Origin of the sequence: Sorangium sp. So ce145 (assembly GCF_051525985.1) — a bacterium.
Taxonomy (GTDB): Bacteria; Myxococcota_A; Polyangia; order Polyangiales; family Polyangiaceae; genus Sorangium; species Sorangium cellulosum_B.
Genome location: NZ_CP150315.1, coordinates 8,905,565 through 8,930,285, shown reverse-complemented (window position 1 = coordinate 8,930,285; position 24,721 = coordinate 8,905,565). Strand labels below are relative to the sequence as shown.

Annotated in this window: 19 protein-coding genes; 9 read left to right on the top strand and 10 right to left on the bottom strand. The window is 71.9% G+C overall.

Annotated elements, in window-relative coordinates; all coding sequences use genetic code 11:
- Positions 1-36: 36 nt before the first annotated feature.
- Positions 37-1,821, top strand: a complete 1,785-nt coding sequence (locus WMF34_RS33085; RefSeq protein WP_437990308.1) for a hypothetical protein — start codon at positions 37-39, stop codon at positions 1,819-1,821.
- A 90-nt stretch (positions 1,822-1,911) separates the two neighbouring features.
- On the opposite strand, the gene WMF34_RS33080 is transcribed toward WMF34_RS33085, so the two are convergent.
- The 6 genes from WMF34_RS33080 to WMF34_RS33055 all read right to left on the bottom strand — a co-directional run bounded on the left by WMF34_RS33080 (position 1,912) and on the right by WMF34_RS33055 (position 6,522).
- Positions 1,912-2,160, bottom strand: coding sequence for a hypothetical protein (locus WMF34_RS33080; protein ID WP_012239092.1), 249 nt, complete (start codon positions 2,158-2,160; stop codon positions 1,912-1,914).
- Between the two features lie 227 nt (positions 2,161-2,387).
- Entirely contained in the window at positions 2,388-2,870 is a 483-nt protein-coding gene (rraA, locus tag WMF34_RS33075) for a ribonuclease E activity regulator RraA (RefSeq protein WP_437740728.1), read from the bottom strand.
- A gap of 64 nt (positions 2,871-2,934) precedes the next feature.
- Positions 2,935-4,326: a sigma-54-dependent Fis family transcriptional regulator gene (locus tag WMF34_RS33070; RefSeq protein WP_044966386.1), complete on the bottom strand. Its 1,392-nt coding sequence runs from the start codon at positions 4,324-4,326 to the stop codon at positions 2,935-2,937.
- 149 nt (positions 4,327-4,475) lie between these two features.
- Positions 4,476-5,402: a Grx4 family monothiol glutaredoxin gene (gene grxD / locus WMF34_RS33065; RefSeq protein WP_012239089.1), complete on the bottom strand. Its 927-nt coding sequence runs from the start codon at positions 5,400-5,402 to the stop codon at positions 4,476-4,478.
- A 153-nt stretch (positions 5,403-5,555) separates the two neighbouring features.
- Positions 5,556-6,074: a hypothetical protein gene (locus tag WMF34_RS33060; RefSeq protein WP_437990307.1), complete on the bottom strand. Its 519-nt coding sequence runs from the start codon at positions 6,072-6,074 to the stop codon at positions 5,556-5,558.
- Positions 6,075-6,165: 91 nt separating this feature from the next.
- Complete coding sequence (locus tag WMF34_RS33055; protein WP_012239087.1) at positions 6,166-6,522, bottom strand: hypothetical protein; 357 nt, start codon at positions 6,520-6,522, stop codon at positions 6,166-6,168.
- A 149-nt stretch (positions 6,523-6,671) separates the two neighbouring features.
- Between WMF34_RS33055 and WMF34_RS33050 the strand changes: the two genes are divergently transcribed.
- Positions 6,672-7,322 (top strand): RNA polymerase sigma factor, encoded by a 651-nt coding sequence (locus tag WMF34_RS33050; RefSeq protein ID WP_012239086.1) that lies wholly within the window; start codon positions 6,672-6,674, stop codon positions 7,320-7,322.
- Positions 7,319-7,579, top strand: a complete 261-nt coding sequence (locus WMF34_RS33045; RefSeq protein WP_012239085.1) for a hypothetical protein — start codon at positions 7,319-7,321, stop codon at positions 7,577-7,579. Before WMF34_RS33050 ends, WMF34_RS33045 begins: the two co-directional genes overlap by 4 nt.
- A gap of 67 nt (positions 7,580-7,646) precedes the next feature.
- On the opposite strand, the gene WMF34_RS33040 is transcribed toward WMF34_RS33045, so the two are convergent.
- Positions 7,647-10,667 carry a beta-propeller domain-containing protein gene (locus WMF34_RS33040; RefSeq protein ID WP_437990306.1) on the bottom strand — a complete coding sequence of 1,007 codons (3,021 nt, stop codon included), beginning with the start codon at positions 10,665-10,667 and terminating at the stop codon, positions 7,647-7,649.
- Between the two features lie 429 nt (positions 10,668-11,096).
- Here WMF34_RS33040 and WMF34_RS33035 point away from each other — a divergent pair, with 429 nt between their 5' ends.
- A complete protein-coding gene (locus WMF34_RS33035; protein WP_231864372.1) occupies positions 11,097-12,011 on the top strand; it encodes a hypothetical protein in 915 nt (304 codons plus the stop codon).
- Between the two features lie 196 nt (positions 12,012-12,207).
- Here the strand turns inward: WMF34_RS33035 and WMF34_RS33030 are convergent, their stop codons facing one another.
- The gene (locus WMF34_RS33030; protein ID WP_437990305.1) at positions 12,208-15,069 is read right to left on the bottom strand and encodes an Hsp70 family protein; all 2,862 of its coding nucleotides are present in this window, start codon (positions 15,067-15,069) and stop codon (positions 12,208-12,210) included.
- Between the two features lie 201 nt (positions 15,070-15,270).
- On the opposite strand from WMF34_RS33030, the gene WMF34_RS33025 reads away from it, so the two are divergent.
- From WMF34_RS33025 to WMF34_RS33010, 4 genes are all read left to right on the top strand, one after another.
- Positions 15,271-15,780: an OmpA family protein gene (locus WMF34_RS33025; protein WP_080599074.1), complete on the top strand. Its 510-nt coding sequence runs from the start codon at positions 15,271-15,273 to the stop codon at positions 15,778-15,780.
- A gap of 378 nt (positions 15,781-16,158) precedes the next feature.
- Entirely contained in the window at positions 16,159-16,914 is a 756-nt protein-coding gene (locus tag WMF34_RS33020) for a hypothetical protein (protein WP_437990304.1), read from the top strand.
- 218 nt (positions 16,915-17,132) lie between these two features.
- Positions 17,133-18,104, top strand: coding sequence for an aldo/keto reductase (locus WMF34_RS33015; protein WP_437990303.1), 972 nt, complete (start codon positions 17,133-17,135; stop codon positions 18,102-18,104).
- Positions 18,105-18,462: 358 nt separating this feature from the next.
- Positions 18,463-20,904, top strand: a complete 2,442-nt coding sequence (locus WMF34_RS33010; RefSeq protein ID WP_012239078.1) for a GH36-type glycosyl hydrolase domain-containing protein — start codon at positions 18,463-18,465, stop codon at positions 20,902-20,904.
- A 129-nt stretch (positions 20,905-21,033) separates the two neighbouring features.
- Here WMF34_RS33010 and WMF34_RS33005 read toward each other — a convergent pair whose 3' ends face one another.
- Positions 21,034-22,356: an amidohydrolase family protein gene (locus tag WMF34_RS33005; RefSeq protein ID WP_437990302.1), complete on the bottom strand. Its 1,323-nt coding sequence runs from the start codon at positions 22,354-22,356 to the stop codon at positions 21,034-21,036.
- A gap of 828 nt (positions 22,357-23,184) precedes the next feature.
- Here WMF34_RS33005 and WMF34_RS33000 point away from each other — a divergent pair.
- Positions 23,185-23,655, top strand: a complete 471-nt coding sequence (locus tag WMF34_RS33000; RefSeq protein ID WP_157907073.1) for a hypothetical protein — start codon at positions 23,185-23,187, stop codon at positions 23,653-23,655.
- A gap of 178 nt (positions 23,656-23,833) precedes the next feature.
- On the opposite strand, the gene WMF34_RS32995 is transcribed toward WMF34_RS33000, so the two are convergent.
- Positions 23,834-24,712 (bottom strand): transglutaminase family protein, encoded by an 879-nt coding sequence (locus WMF34_RS32995; RefSeq protein ID WP_437990301.1) that lies wholly within the window; start codon positions 24,710-24,712, stop codon positions 23,834-23,836.
- Between the last annotated feature and the right edge of the window lie 9 nt (positions 24,713-24,721).

Genomic DNA, 24,721 nt, shown 5'->3' with positions numbered 1-24,721 from the left:
GCGCCCGGAAGCGCCGCCTCGAGCGGCGCAGCGGCCGTGCCGGCGGTCTCTACGCCGCGCGCTCCGCGCAGCGCCGAGACACCCCCGGCCGAGCTCGATCGTGCGCTGTCCGAGCTGGGCGACGCCGCGCTCGGGTTCGCTCGCATGCCAGCCATCGAGAAGGCCTCCCTGCTCCGCTCGTCGCTCCCGGGCCTGCTCGCCGCCGCGCGCGCCGAGGTCGAGGCGTCGTGCGCCGACCGCGGGCTCGATCCCGGCTCGGCGGCGAGCGGCGAGGCGTGGCTCGCGGGGCCTTGCGTCACGCTCTCGCAGGTGCGCCGCCTGGCCGAGGCGCTCGAGGACATCGCCGCGCGCGGGCGGCCCCGGCTCGACCGCGGGGCGGTGCGCGCCCGCGCGGACGGCCGGATCGAGGTGGAGGTGTTCCCGACGCGCCTGAAGGACACCGCTCTGCACGGGCCCCTCCGCGCGCGCGTGCTGATGCAGCCCGGGGCGACGCGCGAGAGCGTCCGGGAAGAGCAGGCGCGCTTCTACCAGCAGCGCGACCCCGAAGGAGGCGTCGCGCTGGTGCTCGGCGCGGGCGACGTCGCCGGCGTCCCCCTCCGGGAAGCGCTGCACAAGCTCTTCGTCGAGGGGCGCGTCGTCGCGCTCGCGATGAGCCCGCGGAGCGCGCCCCTCGGCGCGCTGATGGAGCGCGCCCTCGCGCCGCTCGTCGCGCGTGGGCTCCTCCGCTTCGTCTACGGCGGCGCGGATTCGCGCGCCTACCTCGCGGCTCACCCCGCCGTCTCGGAGGTCCACGTCACCGGCCCGGCGGGCGCGCACGACGCGCTCGTCTGGGGGCCGCCGGGCCCGACGCAGGCGCGCCGGCGGGCGTCGGGAGAGCGGCTGCTGGACAAGCCCATCTCCTCCACGCTCGGCGGCGCCAGCCCGGTCCTCGTGATGCCGTGGCTCTACGGCGGCGACGAGCTCTGGTTCCAGGTGAGGTGCCTCGCGAGCCAGGTCGTGAGCGGCGCGTCGCACGGCAGCCACGCCGCGAGCGTCCTCGTGCTGCCCAGGGGCTTCACGCAGCGGCCGCTGCTCCTCCGGATGCTGCGCCGTGCGCTCGCCGCCGTGCCGCCGCGGCGCGCCGCCCACCCAGAGGCCGAGGCGCGGTACGCCGCGCTCATCGCCGGGCGCGCGCCGATCGAGCCCGAGCGCCTCGAGGCCTCCGCCGACGTGCCGCTGCCGTGCGGGGTCGCGCGCATCGGCGCGCCAGGGCCCGGCGAGCTCCCCTGGACGCTGATCACCGGGCTCGCCGCGTCGGACGCCGCCGAGCCGCTGTTCTCGACCGAGCCGCTCGGCGGCGCGCTCTCCGTCGTCGAGGTCGGATCGAGCGATCCGGTCGAGTTCCTGGACGCGGCGACCCGCTTCTGCAACGAGCGGCTCCGGGGCAGCCTTGGCGCGACGATCGTCGTGCACCCGATGAGCGAGGAGGACCCCGCCGTCGGGGCCGCGATCGATCGCGCGCTGCTCGATCTCCGGTACGGCGTGATCGCGGTGAACCAGGCGCCCGCCGCCGCGCACGCGGCCGTCGTCCCGCCCTGGGGTGGCCACCCGGGCTCGACGCTCGCCGACATCCGGAGCGGGCTCGGTTTCGTGCACAACACGACGATGCTCGCGCAGGTCGAGAAGACCCTCCTGCGCGCGCCGCTCACCGCCTTCCCGCGGCCGCCCGGCTTCTACGATCACCGGCGCTCCCACGTCGTCGGGGAGAGGCTCGCGGCCTGCGCGGTGGATCCAGGGTGGGGGAGCGTCGCGCGCGTCGTGGCGGCCGCGCTCCGGGGCTGACCCGGCGTCGCGCCCCCACCTCGATCTCGTCTCGATCTCGTCTCGATTCCGTCTCGATTCCGTCTCGATCCCGCCGCGGTGGCGCGGCGCTCAGGAGGGGAGCGACGAGCGGAACTCCTTCACCTTCTCCACGATCTCGCGCAGCGCGTGCCGCGAGGCCTCGGAGACGTCGTCAGCCAGCTTCTCGGCGTCGAGGAGCTTGGGCTCCAGCTTGTCCCACGCGTCCTTCGCGTCCATGCCGGCAAGGTGGAGCCTGACGCGGATCTCGTCGCGCAGGGTCTGGAGCGACTCCAGGCTCTTGTTCAGATCGCTCTTCAGGTCCGATGTGATGTTGCCCATTCTTGTCCTCCCGATTCTACGAGTGTTGATCGCTCCTTCCCTGCTCGTGATGCATTGGCCGCGCCAGTTGGCGCGCTTCGACGCGGCGCGCGACGTTCGCGCGTCCTGACCGGATCCGAGCCCAGCCATACCGGGCGCAGCCGCCGCGCGCCCTCCTCTCGAGGTGTGGCAAAAGCGCCCAGGGACGTGCGTTTTGCCGCACCTCGGACGCGAGCGCGCGCGGGCCCTCAGGCGAGTTGCGCCTGCGCGCAAACGATGCCGTCATGATCGGCATAGACGAGCTCGCCAGGAACCCACGTGACCCCGGCGAACGTCACGGCGATGTCGCGGTCCCCCGCGCCCTTCTTGGCGCTCTTCCTCGGGTGCGTCGCGAGGGCCTTCACGCCGATCGGGATCTGGCCGATCGCCTCCGCGTCGCGGATGCACCCATGAACGATCACGCCGGCCCAGCCGTTCTGGTGGGCCATGGCGGCGATGTTGTCTCCGAGGAGCGCGCAGCGGAGGGAGCCGCCTCCGTCCACGACGAGCACCCGCCCCTGGCCGGGCTCTTCGAGCGCCTTGCGGACGAGCACGTTGTCTTCATGGACCTTCACCGTGGTGATGCGCCCGTGAAACAGCCGAGCTCCGCCGTAATCCCGGAAGATCGGATCGGCGACGAGGACGTCCGGGTGCTCGTCGCACAGATCCGTGGTTCTGATCTCTGAGCTCATGAAGACCCCCTGTCCGCCTTCCTAGGCTGTCGACCGCCGGATTCAACCGCTCATCCGCCGCCGGTCACGAGGGCTCGTGGCGCTCGCCGTCCTCGGCGGAGGGGAGGGAGGCGCCGCCCTTGCGCTTGCCCGCGCCCGCGAACGCCGCCGAGTCGACGCCATGCCGGGCGAGCCACCGGCGCAGCTGGTTCCGGTGCATCCCGAGCGAGCGCGCCGCCCGCGTGACGTTCCCCTGCTCGCGCCGCAGCGCCGTCTCGATGGCGAGGCGCTGCATCTCCGGCGGCGCCGGCGTGCGCCTCGCGACCTCCGTGATGTCGAGGCCCGCCGACGGCGCGAGATCCGCCACCTCCACGGCGGTGCGCCCGGCCGCGAGCGCCGCGATGCCCGCCTGCCTCACCTCGCAGAGCAGCTCCCGCACGTTGCCCGGCCACGCGCGCAGCGCGCAGCACTCCAGGAAGCTGGCCCCCGGCGCGAGCCGAGCGCCGGTGCGCCTGAGCTCCGCCGCCACCAGCCAGGGGATCTCCTCGAGCCGCTCCGTCAGCGACGGGATCCGCACCTCGGGCCGGCCGATCCGGTAATAGAGGTCGTCCCGGAACCGGCGCGCCGCGACCTCGGCCTGGAGATCCTTCAACGTGGCCGCGCACAGGCGGAACTCCACCTTGCGCGGGCGCGTGTCGCCGAGCGCGACCACCTCCCGGGTCTCGAGGACGCGGAGCAGCTTCGGCTGAACCGCCGGATCGAGCTCCGCGATCTCGTCGAGGAACAGCGTGCCGCCGTGGGCAGCCTGGACATAGCCCTCGGCGTCGGCGTTCGCGTCCGAGTAGGCGCCGCGCCGCGCCCCGAAGAACAGCCGCTCCGCGAGGCCCTCCGGGATCGCGGCGCAGTTCACGGCGACGAAGGGGCCGCCCCGCCCCGTCGCCGCGTGGTAGGCGCGCGCCGCGAGCTCCTTGCCCGAGCCGCTCGGCCCGGTGAGCAGCAAGGTATCCCCGCGCATCCCCGCGCGGTGGATCGCCTCGCGGACCTGCCTGAGCGTGGGGCCGACAAGCCCGTCCTCGTGCTCCAGGACCCCGCCGCGCTGGAACGGCTCGATGTCCGCGGTGAAGCGCAGCAGCGTGCTCCCGAGCCGGATCACGCGCGGGGGCGACGAGAAGACCTGATCCTCGATCTGCGCTCCATCGACGAAGGTGCCGTTCCTGCTGCCGAGATCGGTGATCCGGAGACCCGCGCCCGACAGTGCGACGCGGGCGTGCCGGCGCGACACCTGCTCGTCCTCGACCACCACCGTGTCGTCCGCCGCTGCGCGGCCCAGCACGACCGCGCCGCCCTCGAGCGGGATCGGCGCGCAGGCAGGCTGGCCGCGGGCGAAGATGACCACCAGGCCAGGCGTCGCCCCCTCCGGCGACGCCGACGGCGCGGTGTCGGACGCCCTGATCGTCGACTGATCGTCGGCACCCACACCTCACGCATACATGATCCCACGCCGGCCCTGAAGGCTCTCGGACGTCGGCCGTTGTGGCTACAAAATTCTATCGAGGCGCGATACCCGCGCCTCTCTCGTCGTGGGTGTGCGGCTGCTCGTCGTGGGCGTGCCTCTGGCCGAGGCGCTCAGTACCGCGGCACCGAGGGGTCGACATCTTGCGACCACGCGTCGATTCCGCCCTGGAGGTTGTAAAGGTTCCTGTAGCCCTTCGTGAGGTAGTGCTCGGCGGCTGCCTGGCTGCGGCCGCCGTGGTGGCAGTGGAAGACGATCCGCGCGTCCTTCGCGAGCGTCTCCAGGTACCGCTGCCCTGCCTGATCGAGGTGACGGGCCCCCTCGATCGTGGCGATCTTGCGCTCCTGCTCGGTCCGGACGTCGAACAGCTCGATCGCCTCGCCGCTGTTCAGAAGGGCCTTGAGCGCGGTCGACGAGATCTGCTTGACCTTCGGCGGCTCGTTCGGGCTCTCCAGCTTGAAGCCGCCGCCGGAGGGGCCCTCGACGAAGTCGATCGACAGCCCCTCGGCGCGCCGCGCGCTCGCGCGGTCGAGCAGGAACACCGCCCCGCCCGCCTGGGCCTCGACGTCGCCTGCCTGCCGCGGGCCGAAGTAAAGGCCGTAGTTGTAGGACGGGTCGATCTCGATGTGGACGAAGTCGGCCTCGGACTCTTTCGCGGCCGCGAACGCCGCGAGCGCCGCCGCGGTCACGCGGAGCGTGGGCGGCGCCTGCGCCTCGCCCTGCGCGAGCCCGAGCGCCTTCACGAGCTCCCCGGTCGCGTGCAGCTCCTTCACGATGTCGCAGCCGCCGATGAACTCGCCGCGGACGTAGAGCTGCGGGATCGTCGGCCAGCTCGAGAACTCCTTGATGCCGTCGCGCAGCGCGGGATCCGAGAGCACGTCCACCGTCTGGTACTCGGGGAGGTGCTCGTCGAGGATGTTCACCACCGTGGCGGAAAACCCGCACTGCGGCACGGTGCGCGTGCCTTTCATGAACAGGACGACATCGCTCTCGCGGATGATGGTGGCGATCCTGGCCCGCATGGGCTCGCTGAGGCTCATGTGCTTGCTCTCCCTGCGCGGCGGTGGCGGTGCCGTCGGCTCCCGCGCGCGTCCGCTGGCCTCTCGCTAGCATGAGCAAAGCACGGCAGCGAGGCCCTCCAGCCGGCCTCGCCCGCGTCGACCGAGGGCGGAGCGCGCGGCCTCCCTGCGCCCTCAGCGGCCGAGCAGGAGCCCCAGGACCGCCGCGATCGCGGCGAGGGTCGCGATGACGGCCGGCGCGCCGAGCTCGGCGCCGAGCCTACGGAAGCGCCCGCCGCTCGCCCCCGGAGAGCGCGCGAGCGCGTCCGACGGGGGCGGCGTGACGCGGTGCACGCCCGGCGACGCCGCGCTGTCTTCGCGGAGCTCGACGAGGAGCTGATCGAGCGGGGCGTGCTCGCCGAACGGGCGCACGAGGCGGAGCGTCACGCCGCCGCTGAGATCGGGGGGGAGCCGGAGCCGCAGCGTCCTCGCGGCGACCTCCGCCGGGGCGCGGTGCGCGCCGCTCCGGGCGCAGCTGTCGCACCCGCCGCCGTCGCAGCGGGCGCAGGTGACGCGGGCGGGCACGGCGATCTCGATGTCGGCGCCGTCGCGCGCCCACGCCGCCGGGACGGCGATCGCGAGGCGGCCTCGCGAGCCCTCCGAGGCGTCGAGGCCATCGCGGTCGATCAGCTGCGCGAGCTCGGCTCTGCCCATGGACCTTGTGTGCCGCACCCGGGCTCCGGCGCCAAGCGCCGGCGCTGGGCGAGACCCGCCGCCGCGCCGCCGCGCCGCGCCGCGCCGCGGATCACGCCGCCCGACCGGCGCGCAGGACGCCCACCGCCGAGAGCAGGCACGCGATGGCGAGCAGCAACCCGCCGAGCGACCCGGGACGCGTGCTCTCCTTCAGCCCCACGACGAGCACACGCGCGAGCTCGCCGTCGGGCACCTTCGCCGGGTCGGACAGGTAACTGAACACCGCGCCGAGGTCGATCCACGTCGCGTGGATGGTCGCGACCAGCGTCGTCAGCCCCATGGCCACGATGAACCCGAGCTTGCCGGGCTCCGGCCGCCGGGCGAACTGCAGCCCCGCGCCGACCGTGACCATCCCGAAGACCAGGATAGGCCACATCCCCCAGCCGCCCTCGACGAAGAAATCGAACATCGGTGCCTCCCTCTCGTCTGCTCTTCTCTGCCTGCCGCGTGTCGTCGCCGCCGTGTGCGCCGGCCTTCACGAGCCCCAACGCGGCGCCGCGGATCCCGTGACCGGAAAACTTCCTTGTCACGCCCGCGGCCCTCGCGCGTTATGCCGGCGTGGAGAGGGAGGGCGCAGCAGCTCCGTCCGACGCCGAGCTCGCGGCGCGCCTGAGGCGCCGCGATCCGCGCGCCTTCGACGCGCTCTACGCGCGCTACCACCCCCGGATCTTCAGCTTCCTCGTGCGCCTCTCCGGCCGGCGCGACGTCGCCGAGGACCTGTTCCAGGACACCTGGCTCGCCGTCGCGCGCCACGCCGGCCGGCTCGCCGAGGACACCGATCTCGCCGCGTGGCTGTTCACGATCGCCAGGAATCGTTACCGGAGCCACCGCCGCTCCGCCTTGCTCGACCTCGCCCGCGCCGCGCTGTTCTCCCGCGAGCCCGCGCCGGCCGCGCCCGAGCCCGAGGGCGCGGCGGACGCTCGAGCCGACGTGGCGGCGCTGGAGGCGGCGCTCCGCGATCTCGCGGCGGTGCACCGCGAGGTGTTGCTCCTCGGGGCCGTCGAGGGGCTCGACACGGCGCGGGTCGCCCAGGTGCTCGGCATCCGCGAGGACGCCGCGCGCAAGCGCCTGTCGCGCGCCCGCGCCGAGCTTGCGGCCCGCCTCGAAAGGCGAAATGCTGAGCGGCCCCGGCGGGGATCGACGACCTCGATCTCCGCCGCGGACGCCGCCGATGCGACGGATGGACAGACGCGAGGAGGTTCTCGATGAAGCCGTTCTCAGGAGAGGATCCTCTGGCGAGGGGCCTCGCCGATCTGCCGCCGGTCGCCCCGCTCGACCCGGCACGGGCCGACGCGGTCCGGCGCCTCGCCCGCGCCGCGCTGGTGGAGACGGAGCGCCCCGCGCCGAGCGCGCGGCTCTCGCTCGCCTGGTCGGCGGTGATCCTGCCGGGGCTCCTGCTGAGCTCGGGCTGCGTGTACGTGTGGGATTCGGTGCAGAAGATCGGGCAGATCTACGGGGGAGGGTAGCGCCCGCGCGGCGCCTTCGCCGCGCCGCCCGTGACGAGCCGCGCGGCGTGAAGCGGCGGCGCGCGGATCAGTCGCCGAGGTCGACGACCTCGAGCCCGTGGTACCAGAGCGCGCAGAGCGCGGTGTCGCCGGAGATCGTCACCTGCGAGACGTACGACGAGAGCTCGCCCTTCATTTCGAGCGTCATCTCGTCGAGGTCGGCCGCGTCGAGCACCGAGAGCCCGGGCGGGTTGTAGCCGGCGAGGAGGAGGCGCGTCCCGTCCACGGCGCGCGGCCAGCCGGCCTCGGGGCTCGAGAGCTCCTTCGTCGCGACGTCGATGCTGCCTCCCTCGAGCCCGCTGGCCACGAGGATCCCGGACGTGTACGCGCCCCCGCCCACCGCGTCGCCCACGGCGTAGTACCCGGAGGTGTACATGAACACGCGGTCATCGCCCACGAACACCTGGTCCAGGCGGGTGCCGTCGTCGAGCGAGTGCTCGTCCCGGAGGCGCGCGCTCGCGCTGCCGACATCGAGCAGCTTGAGGGTGTGGCGCGTCCCGCGGCAGACGCCGGGGCCATCGTAGTTCTCCTGGTTCGCCGGCACGAACTCGGCGTAGTAGCTGAACGCGCTGTAGCACTCCCGATAGCCCGCGACCTCGAGCTCGACCGTCTCGTAATCGACCGTGAGCGCGCGGTCCGACGCGCCATCGAAGGCCAGCAGCGAGCCGGGCACGTTGACCGGCGTCCGCACGACCGCCGAGGAGGGATCGGCCACGTCGATGCGGTCGACGTAGAAGCGCGCCCTGGAGGGGTCGTTCTGCAGGGGCACCCAGTGCGATGTCAGCACGGTGGTCCCGTCGAGCTGCAGGCCCGTGTAACCGGCGCCGTCGGGCAGGGGCAGCGAGCGGTGCGTCGGGCTCGACGGGTTCGAGAGGTCGATGATCTCGAGCGACGGATCGCGGGGCTGCGGCGGCGGGGCGCCGCTGCCGTCCTCGTAGTAGTAGTACTGGTCCTCGACGTTGCGGAGCACGAGCGTGCTCCCTGCCTGGACCACGGCGGCGCCCGTGGGGACGATCCTGCCGTAGTACCCGTTATAGTAGAGCGCGTTGCTGGTGAACGGCAGATCGCGCTGGCTCGCGATCCGGGGGGCTTCGGGGTTCGTGAGATCGATGACGGCGAGGCTCGTCTTCGTCGAGTCCGCGTACGAGGGCCAGAGCAGGTAGGCGTATTGCCCGTGCGCGAAGAGCTGCGCGCTGATGAGGCCGGATCCATAGCAGTCGCTCTTCGATCCGGAGGCCAGCGTCGAGAGGTCGAGCTTGCCGATCGGCTCGGCGCGCCCCGGCTCCGCCGCGTACACGACCTCGAGCTCCGCGGCCTGTGTCCACCAGTCCGCGCCCATGCGGACCACGAGATCGCCGGTGGCGACCGTGTTGCTGACGACCGTCGCCAGGGCCAGGTCGGCGGCCTCGACCGGGGCGTCGCGATCATCGATGTTGAACGTCCCGACCTCCTGGTCGGAGACGGCGAAGAGCCGCGTGTCGTGGACGAAGGCGCGGCGCGCCTGGCCGCGCGCCGGCGCCGAGCCGCGCTTCGTGAGCGTGTCGGCCGTGAAGTCGACCAGCTGGACGCCGCTCTCGTACGAGCCGCAGCCCTCGGCCTCGTCGATGTCCCAGCCGCTGTACGGCACGAGGATGGTGCCGAGATCATCGAGGATGGTGAAGGCCTTGTGGATCCGGTCCTGGCCCTCGGCGAAGCTCGCCCAGTCGCCGCCGAAATGGACGCGCTCCAGCATCGTGGGCTTCGTGAGGTCGGAGACGTCGAAGAGCGAGACGTGGAGCGAGCCATCGGTGGCGGCGTTGTCGAAGCCGAGGGCGAGCAGCCGGTCGCCGCGCGGCTCCATGTGGTAGACCCAGCCGGGCATCTCGAGCTCGCCGAGCTGGGCGGGGTGCTCCGGATCGCTGAGATCGATGGTGAAGAGCGGGTCGGTCTGCTCCGCCGTGATCGCGTAGGCGCGGTCGCCGTCGAAGCGCACGGAGCGCAGCGTCTCGGGCCTGGGCAGGGTGAGCTCGGTGAAGCCGAGGGGCGTGAGCTCTTGCGAGGACGCGACGGCGAAGGTCTGGACGCCGGGCAGCGCGTTGGTCCGCCAGAGGCCCGGCTGGCTGACGACGCGGAGGACGCCCTCGTGCTCGTCCATCTGCCAGCGGCTCTGGATCTGGCCGACGGCCTCGACGCTCGCGCCCTCGACGAGCGCGCCGCCGGGATCGGAGATGTCGACGACCTGGATGGTGGAGTGCCCCTCGTCGGTGCCGTCCCACTCGATGCCCGCGATGTACATGCGGTCCTGGGTGACGCTCACGCTGCGCTGCCACCCGTAGTCGTTGGGGTCGTCGTCGTAGCTCAGCTGATCGACCACGGCGATCTCGGCGGGGGCGCCGACGGCCAGGGAGGTGATCGTGGTGTTCCGCGACTGCTTGCACCCCCAGCAACCGCCGTCCTCGAACGTGACGGTATAGAGCACGTCGCCGACGATGCGCGAGTCGGAGATGGCGCCCGGCAGGTCGAACGAGCCGATCTGCTGGATATCCGCCGGGTCGGAGACGTCGAGCGCCTCGATGTGGCTCGATTGCTCATAGGAGTACTCGCCGGTAGCCGCGTCGTAGATGTATTGGGTCCACGACGAGAACATCGCGTAGACGATCCCGTCGCGCAGGTACATCTCGAAGGGGATCCCGCTCGCCCGGTAGCGCCCGAGGAGGCTCAGCCGGTCGCGCCGGGAGATGTCGATGATGCTGAGCCCCGAGTACTGCGAGAGCGCGTAGAGCTTGCCGTCCTTGACCTGGATGATGTCGGCCTCGGTGATCGCGCGCTCGGCGTCTCCGTCGGCCGGGGGCGCGGTCGGGTCGCCGTCGCCTCCGGTGCCCGCCGAGGCGCTGCCGCCATCCTCGGCCGTATCTCTTCCTCCGCCGGCCCTCGGATTGTCAGAGATGAAATCGGTCGAGCCGGTTTCGGAAGGCCCCGTCGAGCCGTTCCCGCAGCCGGTGAGTCCGGCCGAGGCCGCCGCCGTCGCGAGGACGAGCCAGCCGGCGTAAGTTCTAGACAGGAAGGTCATAGTTCACCTCGTTGAGGACGAGACACAGGGCGTCATGTCTGCGCCGGTGCGCGTGCGCTGTTCAGGTCCCGTGCCCGGCGCACTTAGCAAATAACGGGCCACGCGGAGCCCCACGAAAAATCCAAGGAATTTGCCGGTATTACCGCGGCCTGTGCCAGAGTGTGCGGCCGGCGGGCTGTCGGCGGTCAGGGGTCTGCCCGCAAGGCGTGCGCCGTGGTGATGTTCGATGCCCTGATCCCGGGGTGAGCTCTCATCACCAGGAGGCGGCTCACGCGGCTTGTCGGCAGCTGCTCGTCACCGCGGGAGCATCGCGTCTGCGCGCGTGGATGCGTGGGGGGCGCTGGCGCCATGCTTGGCACGACGTGTGAATCCTGGCGCCCGCGGCTGCCGAATGGCAGGTTCGTCTATCTCTTGATAGGAGGCTTGACGATGGATCTTTTCAGCAAACGTCACCGACTCGTCGTTGCGATGCTCGTGCTCTTCGTACCTTTGCTCACCGGCGCCAAGGGCAAAGGCTGTCAGGGCCCGATCGAGGGCGGGGAAGCTGGCCCTGGCGGAGGTGGGGTGGCGGGCGGCGAGCCGGCCTCGTGCCAGGTGACCGGCTGCAGCGGCCAGGTCTGCGCGGACGAGGACGTGGTCACGGACTGCGAGTACCGGGAGGAATATGCGTGTTACCAGGAGCACAGCGTGTGCGAGCGGGGCGCGTCGGGCGAGTGCGGCTGGCGGGCGACGCCGGAGCTCGAAGCGTGCCTCGGCGGCGGCGAGCCTGCGCCGTGCGTGGTGACCGGCTGCAGCGGTCAGGTCTGCGCCGACGCCGATGAGGAGATCGTCACGACCTGCGAGTACCGTGAGGAATACGCGTGTTACAAGGAGCACGGCGTGTGCGAGCGGGGCGCGTCGGGCGAGTGCGGCTGGCGGGCGACGCCGGAGCTCGAGGCGTGCCTTGGCGGCGGCAAGCCTGCCCCGTGCGTGGTGACGGGCTGCAGCGGGCAGGTCTGCGCGGACGAGGAGGTGGCCACGACCTGCGAGTACCGTGAGGAATACGCGTGTTACAAGGAGCACGGCGTGTGCGAGCGGGGCGCGTCGGGCGAGTGCGGCTGGCGGGCGACGCCGGAGCTCGAGGCGTGCCTTGGCGGCGGCGAGGCTGCGCCGTGCGTGGTGACGGGCTGCAGCGGTCAGGTCTGCGCGAACAAGGGTGTGGATATCGTCACCACGTGCGAGTGGCTCGAGGAGTACGGGTGTTACAAGGAGCACGGCGTGTGCGAGCGGGGCGCGTCGGGCGAGTGCGGCTGGCGGGCGACGCCGGAGCTCGAGGCGTGCATCGAGGCGGCTTCCGGCGAGTAGAGCGGGTGCAGGTTCAGGGGCCGACTTCGCCGTTGACCGCCGGGGCGGCGATCTCTGCCATGATCCCCCGCCGAGCGAAGGGATATCGACCTGTGACCGCCTGAGTCCGGAGGTGGTCTGCGGGGGGGTGGACGGCGCCTGCGTTTTCTGGAAGTGAGGCCCCCAGCGGACCTCGAAGCGCGCAAAAGGGCTTTCCCTACTCGCTCACAAGCCGCAGCCCCACCGGCAGCCCCTCTCCAAAGAACGCCGCGCGCTCGGACTCCTCGACGGCCACCACCTCGCGCACCGCGTTGACCCACGCCTCGGGGGCGTCCACCTTGACGAGCCGCCGCTCCACCTCGCCGCGGACCCGGTCCGAGACGTCGCGCGCCCGGTCCCCGGTCCTGCGCGCGAGCTGCACCGCGGCCGGCGCCGCGGACGGCAGCTCCTGCCACTTCTCGCGCAGCAGGTGGTCTATCCACCGCTCGGCCGCCGCCGGCGACACCACATGGTGGACGCTCGCGTACGCCGGAACGCGCGCGCCGAGGCGGCCGATCGCCGCCCAGAGCCGCGCGTCGCGGTCGGTCCATGTGCGCTCCAGGATCCACGCGCCGAGCTCGCTCCGCCGGCCGGCGGGCACGCGCTCGAGCGACGCGCAGAGCTCGAGCAGATCGTCGAGCGCCTCCGGCTTCACCCCCTTCGGCTTCTTCAGCCGCTGCTCGGCCGGGGCCAGGAACGGATCCGCCAGATCCCGGATCGCGACCTGCAGCGGCTCGTCGAGGCCGCCCGCGATGCGGCGCCAGGCGATCCAGAACTGCTGCCAGGAGCGCGCCTCCTGCGGGAACGCCAGCCGCTCGGCGAAGAGCGGCGCGAGCGCGGCGACGCGCGCCGGGTCGCCCGCGTCGCCGAACCCGGGGCGGAGGCAGTAGCCGGCGAGCGACCAGAACATGCGCTCGTGATCGGCCGATCGCCGCCGCGAGCGCGCGCTCGGGACGAGGGTGTCGAGCAGCGCCCGCGCGGTCTCCGTCGTCCAGGTGGCGCGCTCCCCGAGGACGCGCTCGAGCTCGCGCACGAGGTTCTTCGCCTCCCGCGGCGCCACGTCGGGCCGCCCCTTGCCGAACACCCGCTCGATCGCCTCCCGGGCCTCGTCGAGGCGCTTGCCGCCCGGCGCCGCCGCGGCGTGGGGCCTCGCCTGCGCCCGCTCCGCCGGGGCGCCGCCCTCGGCCTCGGCGGCGCGCGCGCCGCGGCCGTCCTCGCGCAGCTGGAACGCCAGCCGGAAGCGGCGCGGCGCCGCGGCGTCCACCTCGACGCAGGCGAGATCCAGGGTGCCGATCGCGGTGAGCTCTCCCTCGATCTGCACCCGCACCTCCGCCTGCTTGCCGGTCGCGGCGCGCGCCGCGTCTCCCGCGTCGAACGCCACCGCGATCGGCGGCAGCGCCTCGAACCGGTCGGCCTCGAGGGGGACGAGGTCGCCGGCGCGATCGACGCGCGCGTCGTCCGACGCGAACAGGTCGAACCGCACCGGGCGCCCCACGACGAGCGCGAAGGTCCGCCCGGCCGCCGCGTGGACGCTGCCCTCCTTCGCGCCGCGCGGCACGACGCAGACCGCTGGCCGCGGCCCCCCGCCGGCGGGCGGCTCGAGGCCGACGTAGTAGCCGCGCGCCGCGCCCCCCTCGATGCGCACGCCGCGGCCCGCGAGGGCGAGGCCGTACGCGACCGCGCCCCGCGCCACCGCGAGGTCGGGATCGGCGTGCGGGAGCAGATCGAGCGGCGGGCCGCCCCAGCGCTCGACGACCCGCGCGAGGCGCTCCGCGACGCGGCGGGCGCGGAAGACGCCGCCGTTCAGGAGCAGCGCGGTCGGCCCTCGCGCCTCCGGGGCGTGGCGCGCGAAGAACCAGGCCACGTGCCGGGTGATCGCGACGTCGCGCTCGTAGGGCAGCCCGAACGCGACGAGCCCGCTCCGCCCGCGCTGCGGCCGGGCGTCCCGCGGCGCGTCCGGGAAGAAGCCGTCCAGCACGACGCCCTCGACCTCGTCGCGGCCGAGGCGCGTCGTCAGCGCGCCGCCCACGAGCCGCGCGCCATGCGAGAGCACCGTGACAGGCGCGTCGTCCGGCGGCGCAGGCGCGGCGCTGCCGGCGCCTTCGGACGAGGCCCCGCCGCCGAGCAGGCGCTCCTTGGCGGCGCGGCAGGCCAGCACGAGCTGGCCGAAGCGCGCCGGGTCGAGCTTCTCCCCTGCGCCCACGAGGCGCGGCTCGCAGAGGTGGGCGAGCGCCAGGTCCATGTTGTCGCCGCCGAGCAAGAGGTGGTGGCCGACCGCGACGCGGGAGACCTCGGGGTGGTCCTTGGCCGCGCCAGCGCCCCGGGCGACCCGGATGAGCGACAGATCCGTCGTGCCGCCGCCGACGTCGCAGACGAGCACCATCGCCTCGCCGCCCGAGCGGTCGAGCAGGGCGTCGAGGCCCTCGGCGCCGGCGAGCCGCATGAAGTCGTAGAACGCGGCCTGCGGCTCCTCGAGGAGGCGCGCCGAGAGGCCGGCGCGGCGGGCGGCCTCGACGGTGAGCTCGCGCGCGACCTCGTCGAACGAGGCTGGCACGGTGAGCACGACCTCCTGCGCCGCGAGCGGGCGCTCCGGGAAGGCGTCGTCCCAGGTGCGCCGCACGTGGGCGAGGATCCGGGCGCTCGCGTCGAGCGGCGAGACGCGCGGCAGGGAGGCCGCCTCCTCGGCCGCGCCCCAGGGCAGGATGGGCGCCGTGCGGTCGACGGCGGGGTGGCAGAGCCAGCTCTTCGCCGAGGCGACGAGCCGCCCGGGGATCTCGCCGCCGCGCCGGCGCGCGTGCTCGCCGATCGCGAAGGGCGCGTCGCCGAACGGATCGGCGGGCGCCTCGCCGGGGAGGGGCGCGTAGAGCAGGGACGGCAGCAGCGGGCGCGCCTCGATCTCGGTGGCGGTCACGAGCTGCGGGATCGAGAAGACGCGGATCGCGCCGGGACCGGCGTCGCGCTCGGCCCACGCCACGACGGTGTGGGTGGTGCCGAGGTCGATTCCGACGATCAGGCTCGGGCTCTTCGCGGGGGCGGACATGCGTGCGCGCAGCAACGATACTGGATCGCCGCGGCGCATTCCGCAGGTCCGGCGTGGCTGCGCGCGCCCGCGCGGGGGGCCGTCGCCGGGTGCACCGTGGTCTCACCGGTCGTCCGGCCGCGCGTGCCCGGGCGGGAGTCGACGGCCGCCGGCGCGCTTCTTCCGGTTCTTCCGGGCGATTCCCCGTGCTAGAGCCGCGAAATGCGAGCGAACCGAGCGATCTGGCTTGTGGTCCTGGGCGCCCTTGCGGCGGGGTGCGGGTCGGCGAAGACCGAGATGTCGGTGGCGGCGAGCGCGGCGCCGCCGCCTCCTCCTCCGCCCGTGGCCGTCCAGCCGGCGGCGCCTGCCGAGGCGGTCATCGAGGGGGATCGCATCAAGATCGCCCGGCCCATCTTCTACGACCTCGACAAGGACGAGATCCGGCCGGAGTCGTTCTCGGTCCTCGACGCGGTGGCGAACATCCTGCGGACGCACCCGGAGATCACCGCGCTCACGGTCGAGGGGCACACGGACAACCAGGGCAGCGTGGAGCACAACATCAAGCTGTCCGAGCGCCGCGCGAACGCCGTGGTCCGCTATCTCGTCCAGCGCGGCGTCGCGACGCCGATGACGGCGCCGGGGTACGGCGCCGGCGCGCCGCTCTGCTTCACGAACGACGAGGGCTGCCGCGCCATGAACCGGCGCGTGGAGTTCCGCATCAAGTCGAAGTGACCGGCTGGCGGCCGATCGAGGCCGCCCGCTCGTCGCTCCGGCTCCGACACGCCCCTCCCCGCGCCTGCTCCCCGGGCCACCCGGGCGTCGGAACAACAGGCCAGATTAACACAGGCCCTCAGTCGAAATCGACTGATTTCGTCGGCGTGTGACGCGTTGTGCGGGGCGGCGGTCGCGAGGTTTGTTGTGGGGATGCCTGTCCTTCTGTGCGCCTGTGGGACAAGCGACTCCCAAAGATGGTTGTGTTGCAAATTTGTATTGAACGGCGCCTCTCGATCGTACTTAATATATCACGGGAATCCGCGCGCTGAGTGCGACGCGCCAGTTCGAGCAACTCACTGCATTGCAAGGTGGATCATGGCGAGCGTTCATCGTCGTATGCTGGAGATCGCTTGTCTCGTCCTTCCGGGGCTCGTGTGGCTCTCGCCGCGCACCGCGGCCGCGCATCACGCCGACCACCTCAGGTGGGCGGAGAGCCTCGTGGACAACATCAGCCCTGAGAACAACGAATACAACTCGAGCCCCAGCTTCATCAGCTGGGCCGGTGTGGCCGGCGCGCGGCGCTACGCGAACCGGACGCAGTGCGCCACCTTCCTGACGGAGCTGCTCAAGCGGGGCTACGGCTTCACCGAAGCGTCGCTCAACGGCTGGCTGGGCAGCCGGAGCCCGAGCGCGGCCGCCTACTACGACGCCATCGTCGAGGAGAACGGATTCGAGAGGATCCACGATCCCAAGGACGCGCGCGCCGCCGACATCATCGCCATCCGCTACCCCGCTGGCGAGTCCTCGACCGGGCACGTCGCGATCCTCCGCCGGGCGCCGAGGGCGAAGCTCCCCGTCAGCCCCCTCGTCGCGGGCACATTCCAGTTCGAGGTGAGCATCGTCGACTCGACGAGCACGCACCACGGCTCGTCCGACTCCAGGTACGCATCGAGCGGCCGGGGGGCCTCCGGCGCTGGCTACGGGACGATGCGGCTCTACACGAACACCTCGGAGACCATCGTCGGGCACACCTGGAGCACGGCCGCCGTCACGGCCTATTACCCCACGACGGTGCGCCAGGTGGTGATTGGCAGGCTGGTGTTCGAGGACGACGATCGGTCGGACGACGACGACTCCGACGACCGGTGGTAGCGAGGGACTGACGGCCACTTCCGAGCGCCCAAGGCTCGTCCCTGACGGTCGCCCCTCGCTCGGCTGCGCGCTGAAGACGGCGTCCTCCCCCGGGCCGCGGCCTCGATGAGGCGAGCGGCGCACCCGCCGCCGCTCGCCCGAGCCATCGGACTGCATGGATCCGGGCCTCGGTTTACGTTCGACCCGTCGGTTGGTAGAGTCCTCTCCAGGAGGGCCGTATGCGCGAGCCGAGCGAGACGGGAAGTGCCGACGGTGGCCGTCGTGGCGTGCTGGGAGCGGTCGCCACGACCGCAGCGGCCGTGGCGGTCGGAGCAGCGGGCTGCCCGTCGCCGGCGGCGCCCGCGGTCGGCGAAGCGCCGGCGCGCACGCTCGGGCGGACCGGCGCGCAGGTCGAGCCGGTGTCGCTCGGGGGCGAGGGGATCCTCCGGACGACCGGCCGTCACCGCGAGGCGGTGCCCGTGATCCTGGAGGCCCTGCGCCTCGGGGTCAGGTACTGCGACACCGCGCCTGCATACCAGCAGAGCCAGGACTACTACGGTGAGGCCTTCCGCGCCGCCGGCCCGAAGGCGCGCGAGCAGGTCTTCCTCGCCTCCAAGACCCACGCGCGCGATCGCGACGGCGCGCTGCGGCTGCTCGACGACAGCCTGCGTCGGCTCGGGACAGACCACCTCGATTCATGGCAGCTGCACGATCTGCGGGATCTCGAGGAGCTCGACGCCATCTTCGGCAAGCGGGGCGCCATCGAGGCCGTGGAGCAGGCCAGGGCCGACGGCCGCGTGCGCCACGTCGGGATCACCGGCCACCACGACCCGCGGATCCTCCTGGAGGCGATGCGGCGTTATCCTGTGGATACCGTGCTGTGCGCGGTCAACCCCGCAGATCCGGCGCGGCTCCCGTTCCTGACGACCGTGGTCGAGGAGGCGCGGCGGCGCGGCGTCGGCGTCATCGGCATGAAGATCATGGCCGCGGGCCGCCTGCTCCAGGATGGCGCCGCGAGCGCGACCGAGCTCATCCGCTACGCGGCGAGCCACGCCGACACGGTGATCATCGGTTGCTCGTCGATCGCCGAGGTGCGCGAGAACCTGGGCGCGCGGTCCCTCTCCTTCCCGATGCCGCCCGCCGAGCGCGCCGCGCTGGAGGCGCGCGTCGCGCCGCGCGCCGGCCGTTACGACACGTTCAAGGCCGGTTGAAGCGGCGGATACGCGGCTCCGCGAGCGAGGCGCGGCCCGCGGAGCTGCGGTGTGTAAAATTTTTTCTTCACTGGAATCGTGGGTTGTCTGCCGCACACGCGCCATGCGCCAACACGGCACAGAGCGCGGCGGAGCGCGGCGGACGCGACAGCGTGCGACGGAGCGCGGCGTTCTTGCTGGCAAAACGCCGGCGAGCGCGCCCCCAGGCCCCGTTGACAAGCGGAGGCGCCGGGGTCTAGAGTGGCGGCCCTCTGAGCTCGCTCGGAGGCCCCAGGCCTGACAATCATCGGCTTATCCGACCCGGGGCAGCGCTGCCTCCGGGTTTTTTTCTGTCGCTATCCACGGAGACCGCGCGTCCATGAGCAATCAGTACGGCCACTTCGACGACGAGAGCCGCGAGTACGTCATCACCCGGCCCGACACGCCGCTGCCCTGGCTCAACTACCTGGGCTCGGACGAGATGTTCGGCCTCTGCACCAACACGGCGGGCGGCTACACGTTCTGGAAGGACGCCAAGCTGCGCCGGCTCACGCGCTACCGGTACAACAACGTGCCCATGGATCTCGGCGGGCGCTACCTGTACGTGAACGACGGCGGGGTCGTGTGGAACCCCATGTGGAAGCCCCTCAAGACGGCCCTCGATCGCTACGAGTGCCGCCACGGCCTGGGCTACACGAAGATCACGGGCGAGAAGAACGGCGTCGAGGTGGAGGTGCTCTACTTCATCGTTCCCGGCGAGAACGTGGAGATCTGGCGCACCCGGGTCACCAACAAGAGCGGCTCGAAGAAGGACATCCAGCTCTTCTCCTATCAGGAGTTCTGCTTCTTCGAGGCGCTCAATGACATGACGAACTACCAGCGCACCTACTCCATCGGCGAGGTGGAGATCGAGGGGAGCGCCATCTACCACAAGACCGAGTTCCGCGAGCGCCGCTCCCATTACACGCTCTTCGCCTGCACGCGCGCCATCGACGGGTTCGACACGAGCCGTGACGCCTTCTGCGGCAGCGTCCACCACGGCCTCCACGAGGCCCAGGTGCCGGCCAAGGGGAAGGCCACGAACTCCAAGGCGTTCGGCTGGAACCCGATCGGCAGCCACCAGGTGAGCCTCTCGCTCGAGCCCGGCGCGAGCGAGACGATGAGCTTCGTGCTCTCGTACGTGGACCACGGGGACCTGCCCAAGTTCAAGGCGCCCTTCGTCCTGAACAAGCAGAAGGGCAAGGAGATCCTCGCCAAGTACTCGGCGCCCGGCGTCGTCGACGGCGCGTTCGCCCAGCTGAAGGCGGACTGGGCTGGGATCCTCTCGAACTTCCAGGCCGACTGCCCGGACGAGCACGCGCGTCGCATGCTCAACACCTGGAATCAGTACCAGTGCATGGCGACCTTCAACCTCTCTCGGTCGGCCAGCATGTACGAGACCGGCATCGGCCGGGGCATGGGCTTCCGCGACTCGAACCAGGATCTCCTGGGCTTCGTGCACCTCGTCCCCGAGCGCGCCCGCCAGCGCATCCTCGACATCGCCGCCACCCAGCTCAGCGACGGCACCTGCTACCACCAGTACCAGCCGCTGACGAAGAAGGGGAACGCCGACATCGGCGGCGACTTCTACGACGATCATCTGTGGCTGATCCTCTCCACGTGCGCGTACATCAAGGAGACCGGCGACAAGGGCATCCTCAAGGAGCCCGTGGGCTACGCCGACAAGCCGGGCTCCAAGGAGGACCTCCTTCACCACCTGGAGACGTCCATCGCCTACACGATGAAGAAGCGGGGCCCCCACGGCCTGCCGCTGATCGGCCACGCGGACTGGAACGACTGCCTCAACCTGAACTGTTTCAGCACCGAGCCCAACGAGAGCTTCCAGACCGCGGGCGACGTGAAGGACTCGAAGGCCGAGTCCGTGATGATCGCCGGCCTCTTCCTCTATGCCAGCCGCGAGATGGCCGGTCTCTACGACTGGATGGGCCAGAAGTCCGACGCGGCGCGCATGCGTGAGCAGTACGCGGAGATGCTGGCCGTGGTCGAGAAGGAGGCCTGGGACGGCGAGTGGTACCGCCGCGCCTACGATGCCGAGAGCCGGCCGGTCGGGAGCAAGGAGAACGAGGAGGGGAAGATCTTCATCGAGAGCCAGGGCTGGTGCGTCCTGGGCGGCGCCGGCGCGGACAACGGCCGCGCCAAGCAGGCGATGGAGAGCGTGCACAAGCACCTCTACACGAAGAACGGCATCGTTCTGCAGCAGCCCGCGTACTCGACCTATCACCTCGAGCTCGGCGAGGTCACCTCGTATCCGCCGGGCGTGAAGGAGAACGCGGGCATCTTCTGCCACAACAACACCTGGATCCACCTCGGCTGGTGTCTCCTGGGCGAAGGGGAGCGCGCGCTGGAGTACTATCTCTCCATCTGCCCCTCGGCCAAGGAGAGCCAGATCGAGACCTATCGCGCCGAGCCCTACGTCTATGCGCAGATGATCGCCGGCAAGGACGCCCCGGTCTTCGGTGAGGCCAAGAATGCCTGGCTCACGGGCACCGCGGCCTGGACGTTCGTGTCCGTCAGCCAGGGGATCCTCGGCGTGCAGCCCCAGTACGACGGCCTGAAGCTGGATCCCTGCGTGCCCAAGGCGTGGAAGAGCTTCTCCATCTCCCGCCGCTTCCGCGGCGCCACCTACGAGATCAGCGTCAAGAACTCGGGGGTGTGCAAGGGCGTGAAGAAGCTGACCGTGGACGGCAAGACCGTCGCGGGGAACGTGATTCCCCTGTCGCCGGCCGGCTCGACGGTGCGCGTCGAGATCGAGATGGGCTGAAGGCCCTCTGTCGGAGCGCGCCGCGCGATGGCGGCGGCGCGCTCCGCGTTCGCTCGTCCTGTCCGCGCAGCTCCACGTAACTCCACGTAGCGCGCGCGCCGAGCCCGCGGCGGCGAGCGCGCGTGCGGCTCACTCGGCCTGAGCCGGGCCGACCCACCTCCCGTTCAGCATGACCCGCTTCACGCGGCGCATCGCCCGGATGTCCGCGAGCGGGTCGCCTTCGATCAGGACGAGGTCGGCGAGCTTGCCCGGCTCGACGCTGCCGAGCCGGTCGTCGGCGCGGAAGTACCTGGCGTTCTCGAGCGTGCCAGCGACGAGGACCTCCATGGGCGAGAGGCCGCTCTCGACGAGCAGCTCCATCTCGTGCTGGTAGGCCCAGCCTCGCTCGGCGCCCGGCGCCTTGCCGTGGGAGCCGACGACCACCCGCACCCCGGCGCGGCGCGCCGCGAGGGTGAGCTTCATCATGTTCTCGAAGCCGCGCACCTGGGTCTCCGTCGCGCCCGCGTCGCTGGCGCGGCGCTCGAAGATGGCGAGCGTCGGGGTGAGGAACGTGCCCCGCGCCGCGAGCAGCCCGAGCAGCGCTCGGGTCCGCGGCGCGCCGAGGGAGATGCCGCGAAAGACCTCGAAGCGCCCCGGAAAACGCGCGTCGTTGTCGGCGATCACCGACTGGCGGTAGCGCTCCGCCTCGCGCGGCGGCACGAGGGCCGTGCCGAGCGACGTGATGTGCTCGATGCCGTCGAGCCCGGCGCGGACCGCGGCCGCGGCGTCCACGGTCTCGAGGTGCGCGACGGCGATCACCCCGCGCGCGTGCGCGGCCTTGGCGACCTCCTCGACGAGCCCGAGGGGCAGGCGGAAATAGACCTTGATCGCCGATGCCCCGCGCTCGACCAGCTGATCGACGGCCCAGCGCGCCTCGGCGGCGTCGCGCACCAGCATCGCGCTCTCCGGATAGGCCGGATACGGCGCGTCGAGCAGCGGCCCCGTCAGGAACAGCCGCGGCGTCGGGCCGAGCTTGCGCGCGGCGTCGTACGCCTCGATCCAGTTCCCCGGCTCGCGCAGCGAGGTGACGCCGCGCTGCAGGACGACGCCGGGCAGCCCGTCATCGCCGTCGAGGTGGAAGTGCGCGTCGATGAGGCCGGGCAGCACCCAGAGCCCCGCGCCGGGGACGACCTCCGCGCCGGCCGGGACGCCGGTGGCGCCGCGCGCGCCCGCGGCGACGATGCGGTCGCCGCGGACCACGACGACGGCGTCGCGCACGGGCGGCCCTCCCCGGCCGTCGATGAGCGTGGCCCCGACGATCGCCGCGCAGCGCGCGGCGTCCGGCCGCGCGACGGCGTTGATCTCCCGTGGGGGCGGGAGCTTCGGCTGCCCTTCCGGCGAGGCCCATTGCACGGGCGTGCTCGCGCAGGCGCACAGGCCCGCGAGCGTCGCCGCCTGACACACGCGCAACACGCGCAACACGCGTAACACGCGTAACACGCGTAACCGAATGCCCATCGTGCCCTCCCCCGTGACGCGCGACGAGCCCCGCGCGTCGCCGTCGCTCCGCGGCGCGCGTGGGGCCGTATCGCTGGCGCCCGTCGCGCGCGACCGCAGCGCGAGGCCGGGCTCTGCGATCGCGCGCGACGCAGGCGCCGCGCCTCTGAACATAGCAGATCCGTGCTCCAGGGCCGCTGTCACGAGCGCTTTCCAACTTCCCCCTTCAAGTCGCCAGCGCTTTCCAACTTCCCCCTTCAAGTCGTCGAGGGCGCGCGCTCCCGGCGGCGTCCGCCGTCATCTCCAGATTCGCGCGAGGCATCGAAATGGCGCAGCGCTGCGGTCAGCGCATGGCGCGGGCGGCGGCGATCCCGGTGACGGCGTGGCGTTCCGTGGAGCACAAGGAGGCTCAGAACTCGCGACTTGCGGGATTCGGTGCCATGCTTGCGGCGAGCGTGAGCCGCGAGCCCCCGCCACGGCGATGCGCGCGGTTCGCGACGCGCGATTTCGGTGCTGTTTCGTCAGGGCGTCGGAGTCAGGCGATCCCCGAGCCGCCGGCGCTGGGTGGGCTCGTCCTCAACGCGCATGCCATGGTGTTTCGGGTCGCTCGACCGGGCGAGGCGCGGACAGCTGTTTTCGCGCGTCGCATGGAAGATAGTTGAGCGTCACAGCCTGGGTGGAGTAGTGTGCCGCCGCCGGCACGCGGGGGTTGTCGCGACCGGCGAGTCCCGTTGGGACTGATAGACGAAGCGACGATCGACGACGGGCGCTCGTTCGAGCGCGCCGGAGGACAACATGCGTAACATGAATCTTGTCAGCATTGGCTCGATGGCTCTCATCCTTGGCGCGACCGCCTTCTCCGCAGGGTGTGGGGACGACACCGAAACGACGACGGGCTCGGGCGGCGGGACCACCGCGAGCAGCTCGGCCGGCGAGGGCGGCGGCGGCGGCACGGGCGGCAGCGGCGAGGGCGGCAGCGGCGAGGGCGGTGGCGGCGGCACGGGCGGCAGCGAGGAGTGTGTGACCTGCTCGGCGCCCCTCGTGGCCGACGCCGACCCGGCGGACCTCTGCGAGTCCTCGATCCCGAAATACCAGGCAGTTACGCAGTGTATCTGCGAGACGTGTGGCGCGGCGGACGGCGACCCCTGCTATGTCGCGTGCACAACGGACGAAGTAGCGGACGCGGCGTGCGAGGCGTGCGGCACCGAGGCGGCCACCACCGCTGAGGGCGCGTGCATCGAGCAGGGCACCGCCTGTCTCCTGGACGGCCAGTGATCTCGACGCGCCGAGGTCTCGCGGATCCGTCCGAGCGACCTTCGGCGATTCGCGCCGCGGCCGCAGGGAGGGGCGGGAAGCCTGCCTCGCCCGCGGCCGCCGTTTCGCGCTCTCCGCTGTCGCTGTGGGCTCGGTGCGACAGGCGCCTGTCGGTGCGCGGGCGATCCCGCGGAGAGAGCTAGTCGACCTCGCTCACCGTCACATCGACGTTCATTGTCTCGGCGGCGGCGGTGTAGAGCGTCCCCGCTGTCGGCGTTGCGTCCGTGTAGTCGCGGCCGTAACCGACCCGCACGTGGCCGAGGCTGGCCAGCACGCCGTTCGTGGGGTCGAACCCCTTCCAGCCGATGTTCGGGATGTAGAGCTGCACCCACGCGTGGGTCGCGTCGGAGCCGGCGCGGCTCGCGCCGACGTTGCCGGTATAGAGATATCCGCACACGTAGCGCGCCGGAATGCCGAGGAGCCGCGCCATGCAGATGAACAGGTTCGCGAAATCCTGGCAGACCCCGCGCCGGTTCACGAAGACGTCATACGGGGTGGTCGCCAGGTTCGTCGAGCCCGGCACGTATTGGTATTCGCGGAAGAGCGTCAAGTTGATCGCGAAGAGCGTCTCCATCAGGTCCTCGTCGTTCTTCTCGACGAACGACATGGCATAATCGAAGAGCGCCTGGAGCTGGGTGTCGGGGAGCTCCGCCGGGCGCACGTACGGCGCGATGATCGCCTGCTCCCACGGCATCCAGACGGGGGGGAACGCGGGCCGCATCTCCTTCTTCGCGAACGCGAACGGATCGGCGTCGTAGAGCTCCACGATCGAGTCGGCCGAGATCGTGAGCGCGGTATACGGGGCGGTGATCTCGAAGCGCGTGACCCGGTTACCGAAGATGTCCTCGAACTCCATGGTGGTCACGCGGGGGTCGATCGTGAGCGTGTGCGAGAGCACCCGTTGATCCCGGTCGTGCACCGGGCAGAGATGCAGCTTGTGCACGCTGCGCTCCACCGGGCGATCGTAGGTATATCTCGTCGAATGGATGACGCGGAGCCTGCGAATCATCGGTGCCATGTCGGGCAC